The following is an 8,612-nucleotide window of genomic DNA, read 5'->3' on the forward strand; positions in this document are numbered from 1 at the left end:
TTTTGGATCTTGTTTTGCTGTCATCATCATTCTTTGTTTTAGCGCTTCTGCCGCCATATAATTCGGGTACATTTGGCTCACAGTGATTCTTTTAGCAATATTTTCTGCAGCAGAAATTTCAGATTCGATGGAAAATGTTAATGACATAATAGTATTGATTGTCTGAATGTCTTCGGGGCCACTTTTTGCCAGAAGAGCTTCTAAATTACGTTTGTCTTGCCCCAACACTTGTACAAAATAGTTAATGCTTCCAGAGCTTTTTTGCCACAGTTGGCTTGCGTCTTTTTGTGCATTAATCTCCTCTATAATAGGCTTTAAAAAACTATTTAATCCATTACTATGATTTTTTATTTCTTGTTTTATTTTAAGAAGGGGGGCATCTTTTTGTTCTTGAGCTTTTTCGTAAGCGGTTTGTACCATTTTGGGCATGGCATTTTTATACTTAATATACTCTTCTACTGTTTCAGGAAAAGAAGTTAAACGTCCTTGAGCTTGTTTAATATTTGATTGAAATGTGTCATCTTTAATGGACTGAGCACTTTCAATCAAAGTAATAATTTTTTCATAGCTTTGAACAATATCCATGATATAAGCTTGTAACTCATCGAAGCTGTTTCGTACTGTACCGTCAAAATCTGTTCCTGTTCCTTTTTGTGAAGAAGAATTCAGTATTTTTTCAAATTTACTCTTTTTTTGTGGAATGTTTGTTATCTTTTTTGTTAAGTCAGTAATTTTTTTATCTAAATTTGGAATAAAATTTGACGTTACTGATTTAAGTTCTTTTAATTTTTCTTGAAATTTAATCACTTCAGTCGACCAAATATCTACCTCAAAAAATAGTTTTACTAAATTTAAATCTGAAAGTGCATCAAAAATTAATCTGAAAGGCAGCGTATACTTTTTCGGTTTTTTAACCATCTCAGAAATACTAGAAGGCTCACTTCCAGGAATATTTTTCGATGTATTCATCATGTCGTCAATTATTGGACGTACTCTATCTTTAATCACTCTTATAGAATTTAATGTAGTAGCAATCTTATTACATAATTCAATCATTATTTTTAACTGATTTTTATCTGCGTCATTTCCAACACGTGCTTTACTTAGATAAGTACTAAGCGTCTTCATATCTTGATCTATACCATCGTACGTGTACTGTTTGAGACCGGAAAGCCATGCTTTTGTATTGGTAATATTATTTTTATACAGCATACTAAGTTTTTGAATTCCTTCGAGTTGTGCTTGTATTATTCCTACAGTTACTTTGGTGAGAGAAATTTTTTTTGCCTTGTTCATCATATGAGCTATTGCAAGAGATTTTCCATTTGTGGAGAGTGTACTCACTGTTTCAATACTATCATCAGTAATTTTTCCTGTTGAGTCTAGCTGAAGTACTGGATAAACTCCTAAATCTTTTTGGAACACCCGAACCGGAACGCCTGTATCATCAAGATTATAAAGAGGAATTAATCGATGCATATACAGTCTATCTGTTAAGGATTGAATATAGAGTAAGTTTTTTTCTTTAAACTCTCCTAATCCAAAATTTCCCGGATAATTAAGTGCCATAGCACCTTCGTCCACCTCTCCTTGCAGTTTGCTACATGTCTGTATAATATCACTGTAAAAAGGCAGTCCCATATAATCTATAGAGGAAAACAAGTCTCCAGGATTTTTTTGGTAAAATTTTCCTCCTTTCCAATAAATGCCCGTCTTTAACATGGCCTGAGATGGTGCAGGGTCTAGTACTTTTCCTACCAAAGATTGAGTTTTTCCGTCTGCGGTTGTACACAATGCTGGAACAAAACTGTAGGGAACCTCACCGCAGAATGTGAAATCTGAAATCCCAAAAATCACGATAATAATAAAAATATTTTTTATTTTATTATTCATTTTTTTATTTTTTTATTTATTGTGTACTATGTCAATATTACAGTAAATTTATAAAAAAACTTTTTATTTTAATTTTCAATCAAATGAATTAAATGGTCAATAAACGCACTGAAGCAAAAGACCCAGAATAGTGTAGGGGGTCTCTTATACTAAAATAATGCAAGTTTATTCCATCCCTCCACACCATACCACGCCATTGTCATAATAGGTACAAAGGGAATCCCGTTTCGATTAAACAGAGCACAACTTACCGCGCCTAATATACCAGAAACCATAAAAAATCCAGGAATACTACTACTTTGACTGCTCAAAAGTGCTAAAACTTCTACATCTCCCCATCCAAGATACGATGTAGTACGCTTCCATTCTATTAAGTATTTCAAAAAACTTAAAAGCCCACCACACCATAAAATATCCCCCACACAATAAGGACATATCCATAAGGTGAGTCCACTTAAGGAAAAGACACTCCAAACAGGAAAACAGTGATAGCGTAAATCTTGAAGAGCAATATATATTAACATGGTATTCCATAAAAGCCACAGCATCCGTTTACTCTCGTTTACAGGAAAAAAATGTCTTTAAAAGCTTCTCACAAGCATGTGCTCGAACTCCTGCTAATAAAATTTTTGGCTTATAAAAATGACTTTTTTCGTCAAACACTCGAGCACCATGTTCAATACCGCCGTGTTTTGGATCGTATGCACCAAAGCACACGGTTTTTAACCGAGATAACGCTAAAGCAGAGGCACACATACTACAGGGCTCCAATGTAACATATAGGCTGCATTCCAATAAGTAGTAGGTTTTAAGCAAACGGTGGGCTGCTTTTAATACCAGTAATTCTGCATGCGCCCAGGGAAGTGCATATTGACGCATACGATTGTGATTTTCAAACAGTATTCTATCTTCATAAACTAGGACCGCACCTACCGGAACTTCTCCCATGGTTTTTGCTTTTTCCGCTAAAACCAAAGCACGATCCATAAACTTGTGTGCTTCAGAAAACATATTTCAAATCCAAGGCTCAATTCCATATCCCATTGCCGTCATCCACCAACTGTCTGTACGGTCTATTACGCCTCCATGTCCTTTAATCCATGTACCCATATCTTTAATTTCAAGATGACGCTTAGCCCAAGATTCTAAAAAGTCTCCTACTTGAGCAAAGATACTTAATATACTTGCACTCATCCAAGTGATGGGATGATGAAGTAAATCTCCTACCATCATCGTGCATACGGGCGCCATGAGAAGAGCTCCCAAGGCCCCTGAATACGTTTTTGCAGGGCTGATGCGAGGAAAAATTTTAGGACCTTTTAACCAGGACCCAAAAAAGTACGCGAAAATATCGGTAAAAATAGAACTTGCCACAATAACAATCCACCCACTCCAGCCTTTCGTGTTAAAAGTTTTCATAAAAGATAGTGCACCTAGGATAATAAATATACTTCCAAGACCCCATACGTAATATTTTTTTGATGTTTTTGCAACAAAACACGCATATCCCCATTCTGAAAGGCACCCCAGCACGAACAAAGATAAAATAATGTAAGCAATAGTTTTAGAGCCTTGGAACCAATAAACAAGAGCGAAAAGTAACACAAAAAAAACTGTCATCCATACGCTGGATTGCACACGTTCTTTAAGATGAGAAAAAAGATGTAATTTCATCGCCAACCTGTATTATTTGGGGACTCTGTACACGATTTTGCCAAAGCCTTAACTCTTTAGCAAGTCTTTAGCCAAAAATCCTATTGAATGGGGAGTAAACTATTGATATACTTTCAATATTATAATTTTTAGCTGTATCTCTGATGGATTTTTCTCAATTTACACAACTTGTTCCTTTTGTTGCCTGTTTTGCTATTCTATATTTTATTGTTCTACGTCCCCAGCAACAAAAAATTAAAAAACACCGAGAGGTTTTATCCGCGCTAAAAAAAGGAGACCATGTTATTTTGGGAGGAGGTATAGAAGGTATAGTGGAGGAAGCTCAGGTAAATAGCGCCAAAATTCGCGTGTCTATTGCTCCAGGAGTGATTGTGGGAGTACGTCGAGATTTAATTATAGAAACCTTTCAAACACAGGAAAAAAATTCAGAAAAAAATTAGGTCTTTACAAATTAAAGTAAGGGAGTAGATATGAAAGAAATAAGGTCTGTTTTGGTGGTGTGTGGGGGACGTTCTCCGGAGCACGAGGTAACACTCAAGTCTGTTCGTTATTTGTTGCAATACATGCCTTTGGAAATTCAGGTTTATATCTGGGGAATTGATCGAGAAAATAATGGATATTCTTTGTCTCCTGAACAGATTAATAAAAACATACGTGTAAGTTCTGGCTTAGGTGCTCCTTTTGCTTACCTTAGACGACATCAAGGCCATGTTGAGTTTTGTGTAGAGAATTGCATGCCTGTAAGAATTGATGTTCTTTTTCCTATGATTCATGGTGCGACCGGGGAAGACGGGTGTTTACAAGGATTTTCAAAATTTTTAGGTGTGCCTTGTGTGGGAGCAGATGTTGTGGGCTCTGCGCTATGCATGCAGAAACGTTTAGCGAAACAGGTGTTGGTGGCAAATAATTTACCAGTGGCTCCTTTTCTTTTTAACCAAAATATTTCTAGCGTACCTTCCTATGCCTATGCTGTAGATCAACTAAAGAGCGAAAATTTGTTTATTAAGCCTGCAAGCTCCGGATCTTCTGCGGGGGTTTCTAGTGTATGTTGTGAGTCTGAGTATTATGAGGCGGTTCGAGAAGCATTTTATTACGATGATGAAATACTGATTGAGCCAAAAATTTTAGGAAAAGAAATTGAGTGCTCTGTACTGAATGGCGTTGCAGCTGAAGTGCTGGGAGAAGTGGAGCCTACCCGTAATTTTTATTCCTATGAAGCAAAATATCTTGATCCCAGTGGAGCACGTTTTTATATGCCTGCACGAATTCCTTCTTTGAAAGCAGAAGAGGTACGTAGCATGGCAGAAAAAGTAGCACATCTTCTAAAATGTGATTCTATGGTGAGAGTAGATTTTTTTTTAGAAGAAAATGGCACACTTTGGATCAATGAAGCCAATACGTTACCTGGATTGACTGCTATCAGCTTTTACCCTAAACTTTGGGAACTTAGTGGTGTTTCAGGGGCTGAGCTTATTAAGTCTCTCTTACGTAGCGCATTAGATCAGTACACAAAATCATTGTCTTTTTTAACAACGGGTCCTTGGAGTTTGTAATCTAAAATAATTTCTATAAATGCTGAGGTAACGTTTTGGATAGATTTCTTTTCTTTAGTGTCTACACTTATCTAAAATCTTATGATACATAGCACGATAAGCGTTTACACAGCGTTCCATTGTAAATAGTGTATTAACAGCGCTCTGTCCTGCTTTTCCTATTTTGGCTCGTAAAGCCGAATCTGATATTAGGAGTCCAAGAAAGTGTGCCATTTTTTCTGTTTCTCCTATAGGTACTAAGTAACCGGTTTCTCCAGAAACGATAGCATCCTTATTTCCTCCTACATCTGTTGCTACTACCGGAAGTCCCTGAGCCATTTTTTCCAATAAGCTATTAGAGAATCCTTCTTGATGGGAAGGAAACACACCGATATCTGCCTGGGTTAAAATGTCTGTAGGATTAAAAATCTCTCCCAAAAATCTGAAATGCTCTGAAAGTCCTTGGATTTCGATACGATGTTTAAGAAAACTTATACGGTTCTCCTGATCTTTTCCTGCCAACACAAAACAAAATTTTTTATGTCCAAAAGATAATAAAGTGAGTGCTACAGCAATTAAATCTTCATGCCCTTTATAGCTCATAAAATTTGCTACATAGACAATTCTAATCCATCCCAAAGGAATACGCTCAAGCTCTCGAAACGTTTTATTTTTAGCTTGTGCTCTAAAATGCCTTAAAGGTATTCCATTAAAAATTTGATGTACTTTATAGCCAGGAATTCCTTCTTCAATAAGCTGTCTAGAAACTTCAGAACTGTTTCCTAAGGCTAAACATAGGTGGCGATGTAAAAATTTTTCTAATCTTTGTAGAAGATATCGATGTCTGGCATATTCATTAAGAGATCGACGACTCATCAAAAAATGCTTTATTGTTTTATTTCTGTTTAAAATATAAACCACTCCCGAACCACAGTACGCAATAGGCAAAAAAGCGTGAAGAATGTCTACTCCAGAAGAAAGTTGAGTGCGAAGGCTTAATATACCTTTAATCCAACGGCGAAGCCTTCCATATCGAGACGCCTCCGGTGGTAAAAGACAGGTTAGTTTAATGCCTTGTTCTTCAAACGAAGGCGCTAACGTACCGTAATCATCATCAAATATAAATACGTGTACAGAAAACCACTTCTGAAGTTTTGGTAAAATTTCAAGAAGATGCACTTCACATCCCCCTCGATTTAATTTTGTCACTACATAAGCGATACGGGGCTTAATAGGAACACTGTTTTGTAGTATCTCCATTATGCGTTGATATACTGATCTTCTGCAAAATTCCAATTTAAATAGTGCACAATGTTTTCTAAATAATTCTTGCGTTGATTGTAATAATCTACATAATACGCATGCTCCCAAACGTCTATAGTAAGTAACGGATACTTTTTATGATTTTCTATCCAAGGCAAATGAGCGTTAGAAGTGGCGACGATCTCTAATATATTTTCATATTTGTTGTAAACAAGCCACACCCAACCACTACCAAATTGAGTGAGCCCCTTAGAGATTAACTGTTCCATCATACTTTCAAGGGTACCAAAGCTTTGCTCAAGATGGTCTCGAAGTGGTCCAGGTTTTAAAAGGCGGCGCTCCGAAATCGGCGTAAGACTCTTCCAATATAAATCGTGAGCAATAATCTGTGCACTGTTATTAAAAATAGTCCTATGGTTCTGATGATAACTTTTCTTAGCCGTCTCTTCCAGAGATAATCCTGAATATTCTTGGTGGCGTAACACAAGATCATTAAGTTGGCGTACGTATCCTTGATGATGGCGCGTATAGTGAAGCTCTAGTGTTGTGGTAGAAAGAGTGGGTGCAAAGTCATCAAATTCGTAAGGTAATTTCATAAGAGAAAACATTAAATTTATCCTTTGCTTTATGAATGATATGTGTAGTGTACCTTAGCCAAAAAAAAGATCAACCCTACACCGTGGAGTTAAGACAATAGTATTATTTTATGATCATTATGGTGTAATATCTAGTTTCTCTATTTTATTGGAATAGTAATCAGGATAAAGTGCTCTGACTGCAATCCACTTTGCTTCATTTGCTATGGCGCCTTCTATAGGAGTTGCGGCAAGCTCCCAAAGTCCTAGGGTTGCTACATCCAGTACACCATGAACTACAGCGCGACCTGCGCCAAAATCTCCCTTTTTTGCTCTCCCCTTGAAAAATTCTTCTCGTTGTCCAGAAGGAAGATAGCGGACTTGTATCAACTCTAAGCCTTGTGCTAACAATTGATCTTTTTCTCTTAAATTTCGGAGGTCCTCAACGCTTATTCCTGGATCAGAGGCTGCTTTTTCCACGGAACACCCAGAACAAAAAATGAATACAGTGGCAAAAAAAATTAAATACATAAAGATTCTATTAATAAAATTTCTTTAAGACCACTATAAATTAAAAAAAAAATTTTTACTAGTAGCACATAGTACTTAGTGGTATACAACGATACGATTTCAAAACCAAACTGAGTTTAGGTATTAATTCGCTCTTTTTCAGAAAAGTACCAAGATATTCATTACGACTGAAAAAGTGTAGAAAAAAATCATGACAATACTGTCAGGAGAAGCACTCTACTCCTGTAAAGATTTGGTGAATATATTCAAATCCGGAAACGTGATCAAGAAGGGTATACCGCTAATACATTTCTATCCTTAGGAAAAAATTTAATGTACTCCAATGCAAAAGTCAGAAATGCAAAACAATTTTTACGCGCTTTTTTTTAACGTTCTTCTTTAGGTGTGTGGAACTACTGTAGGCATAGGATTGAAGAGGGAAAGTTTGAAGTACTGCTTAGTGCCTTTCTTCCCCGTAATAGCAGTGTTTTCCAAAAAAAATAATATTGATTTTGAAATAGTCTGTCTATCTTATTTTCGATTTTCCGCCGCCTTGGTTTAACTTCCGTACATTTTAGCCGAGAGAGGTAGAGTTAAGATTTAAATTTATATCGTAAGAGTCTGTATGTATGGATGAGCGATCCGCTTTAATAAGCGCATAGAATGAGCGATCATCACCCTATTTTCGGCAGCTGCTAAAGGAATTTTGTACTCTTTAGACAATCTTGGATAATGATTGAGCCAAGTAAAGGTTCGTTCAACGACCCATCTTTTGGCGAACACCGCCCATTCTGGGGTTCTGAAATTTCAATTGTCTTGTTAAGAAGATTTTCTACAAACGCTAGCATGGTTTTTCCATACCCGAAATTGGCGCAAACGCTTTTGAGTGTCGGATATTTTGCAGAGCCTCTTAAAAAACATTGCACTTCCCTACTGTGATTAGCGTCATGAACAGTACCGTGCACTCAAGGCCCCCTCATAACAATAAATATTTGAAAAAAGAAAAATAATAGGGAATGCCTTGAAGGGTGAACAATAGACCGCCTGCATAACGAGATGTCAGGATAACTCCATGGTGTAAATAGCTGCTATTAGATTGAATCTGAGTCCAAATCGTTTACGTCTATTTCTGTATTGATCAGATATGATTTTGAACCGTTTAATC

At 36.6% G+C, this 8,612-nt stretch carries 10 protein-coding genes and 1 pseudogene; 2 read left to right on the plus strand and 9 right to left on the minus strand.

What is annotated here, in order from left to right:
- From HCUR_RS06240 to HCUR_RS06255, 4 genes are all read right to left on the minus strand, one after another.
- On the minus strand, positions 1–1,893 hold a 1,893-nt coding region (locus HCUR_RS06240), incomplete at its 3' end, for a hypothetical protein (RefSeq protein ID WP_129591953.1).
- Positions 1,894–2,042: 149 nt separating this feature from the next.
- Positions 2,043–2,417, minus strand: a complete 375-nt coding sequence (locus HCUR_RS06245) for a hypothetical protein (protein ID WP_129591954.1) — start codon at positions 2,415–2,417, stop codon at positions 2,043–2,045.
- A 28-nt stretch (positions 2,418–2,445) separates the two neighbouring features.
- Complete coding sequence (locus tag HCUR_RS06250; protein ID WP_104207234.1) at positions 2,446–2,904, minus strand: nucleoside deaminase; 459 nt, start codon at positions 2,902–2,904, stop codon at positions 2,446–2,448.
- A gap of 3 nt (positions 2,905–2,907) precedes the next feature.
- Entirely contained in the window at positions 2,908–3,567 is a 660-nt protein-coding gene (locus tag HCUR_RS06255) for a phosphatidate cytidylyltransferase (protein WP_104207235.1), read from the minus strand.
- A gap of 143 nt (positions 3,568–3,710) precedes the next feature.
- Here HCUR_RS06255 and yajC point away from each other — a divergent pair, with 143 nt between their 5' ends.
- Both yajC and HCUR_RS06265 read left to right on the plus strand, forming a co-directional pair.
- Positions 3,711–4,007 (plus strand): preprotein translocase subunit YajC, encoded by a 297-nt coding sequence (yajC, locus tag HCUR_RS06260; RefSeq protein WP_104207236.1) that lies wholly within the window; start codon positions 3,711–3,713, stop codon positions 4,005–4,007.
- Positions 4,008–4,037: 30 nt separating this feature from the next.
- Positions 4,038–5,120: a D-alanine--D-alanine ligase gene (locus HCUR_RS06265; RefSeq protein WP_104207237.1), complete on the plus strand. Its 1,083-nt coding sequence runs from the start codon at positions 4,038–4,040 to the stop codon at positions 5,118–5,120.
- A gap of 54 nt (positions 5,121–5,174) precedes the next feature.
- Here HCUR_RS06265 and HCUR_RS06270 read toward each other — a convergent pair whose 3' ends face one another.
- The 5 genes and pseudogenes from HCUR_RS06270 to HCUR_RS06285 form a co-directional block, all read right to left on the minus strand.
- Complete coding sequence (locus HCUR_RS06270) at positions 5,175–6,359, minus strand: glycosyltransferase (RefSeq protein ID WP_104207238.1); 1,185 nt, start codon at positions 6,357–6,359, stop codon at positions 5,175–5,177.
- Positions 6,359–6,970, minus strand: coding sequence for a superoxide dismutase (locus HCUR_RS06275; protein WP_104207239.1), 612 nt, complete (start codon positions 6,968–6,970; stop codon positions 6,359–6,361). Before HCUR_RS06275 ends, HCUR_RS06270 begins: the two co-directional genes overlap by 1 nt.
- 105 nt (positions 6,971–7,075) lie before the next feature.
- Positions 7,076–7,417, minus strand: coding sequence for a hypothetical protein (locus HCUR_RS06280; RefSeq protein ID WP_207760964.1), 342 nt, complete (start codon positions 7,415–7,417; stop codon positions 7,076–7,078).
- A gap of 725 nt (positions 7,418–8,142) precedes the next feature.
- Positions 8,143–8,412: a hypothetical protein gene (locus HCUR_RS07925; RefSeq protein ID WP_129591955.1), complete on the minus strand. Its 270-nt coding sequence runs from the start codon at positions 8,410–8,412 to the stop codon at positions 8,143–8,145.
- A gap of 94 nt (positions 8,413–8,506) precedes the next feature.
- Positions 8,507–8,612: pseudogene (locus HCUR_RS06285) on the minus strand (IS5/IS1182 family transposase); the annotation flags it as partial.

Source organism: Holospora curviuscula (assembly GCF_002930195.1).
In the GTDB taxonomy this organism is placed as follows: Bacteria; Pseudomonadota; Alphaproteobacteria; order Holosporales; family Holosporaceae; genus Holospora; species Holospora curviuscula.

Excerpts from the sequence above, each read along its gene's own strand:
- HCUR_RS06245 (WP_129591954.1), bottom strand. The coding sequence starts at position 2,417 with ATGTTAATATATATTGCTCTTCAAGATTTACGCTATCACTGTTTTCCT.
- HCUR_RS06250 (WP_104207234.1), bottom strand. The coding sequence starts at position 2,904 with ATGTTTTCTGAAGCACACAAGTTTATGGATCGTGCTTTGGTTTTAGCG.
- HCUR_RS06255 (WP_104207235.1), bottom strand. The coding sequence starts at position 3,567 with ATGAAATTACATCTTTTTTCTCATCTTAAAGAACGTGTGCAATCCAGC.
- yajC (WP_104207236.1), top strand. The coding sequence starts at position 3,711 with ATGGATTTTTCTCAATTTACACAACTTGTTCCTTTTGTTGCCTGTTTT.
- HCUR_RS06265 (WP_104207237.1), top strand. The coding sequence starts at position 4,038 with ATGAAAGAAATAAGGTCTGTTTTGGTGGTGTGTGGGGGACGTTCTCCG.
- HCUR_RS06270 (WP_104207238.1), bottom strand. The coding sequence starts at position 6,359 with ATGGAGATACTACAAAACAGTGTTCCTATTAAGCCCCGTATCGCTTAT.
- HCUR_RS06275 (WP_104207239.1), bottom strand. The coding sequence starts at position 6,970 with ATGTTTTCTCTTATGAAATTACCTTACGAATTTGATGACTTTGCACCC.